The organism is Serratia oryzae (assembly GCF_001976145.1).
GTDB lineage: Bacteria > Pseudomonadota > Gammaproteobacteria > Enterobacterales > Enterobacteriaceae > Chania > Chania oryzae.
In genome coordinates this window covers 1-660 of record NZ_MOXD01000058.1, presented here as the reverse complement: position 1 = coordinate 660, position 660 = coordinate 1, and the positions used below count along the sequence as shown (strand labels likewise).

Below are 660 nucleotides of genomic sequence, written 5' to 3'. Positions count from 1 at the left end.
AGGGAGATATCAACGGGCTTGAGGCGGCACTGAAGGCCAATCCGAAGCTGAAGGGTGATACCGAAGCGCTGCGCAATACCGATGCCTATAAAGCAGAGATGCAGAAATACGGCACGGGGAGTGACTTACAGAAAGCAGCACAAGCTGTCACGGCGGCATTGCAAGGCCTGGCCGGTGGCAATATGGCTGCCGCCATTGCTGGTGGGTTAAGTCCGTATGCGGCGGAGCAAATCAAGGCGTACACCAAAGGTAACGACACGGCCAACGTGTTGGCGCATGCGGTGTGGGGTGCGATGGCGGCAGAGATGAGCGGCAACTCGGCGGTGGCTGGGGCAGCGGGTGCAGCCGGTGGCGAACTGGCGGCGCGTTATCTGGCGGAGCAGTTGTATCCTGACGTGAAACCTGAAAACCTGAGTGAGGAGCAGAAACAAAGAATCAGCGCACTGGCAACCTTGGCGGCAGGGCTGGCTGGAGGTGTGACGGGCGACAGCACGACGAATGCTGTTGCAGGTGCACAAGCCGGTAAGAACTCAGTGGAGAATAACTATCTGAGCAGCACGGAGAAGAGCCGCCAGACATATCTCAACAACAAACAGAACCTGACACCAGAAGAACAGAAAGATAAGGAGGCGTTAAATCGCAAGGATCTGGAAAGTGATC

1 protein-coding gene is annotated in these 660 nt (G+C 56.7%); it reads left to right on the top strand.

The features are described 5' to 3' along the window. The coding region (locus tag BMI79_RS22875) for a VENN motif pre-toxin domain-containing protein (RefSeq protein ID WP_167370532.1) at positions 1-660 on the top strand (660 nt) is incomplete at both ends.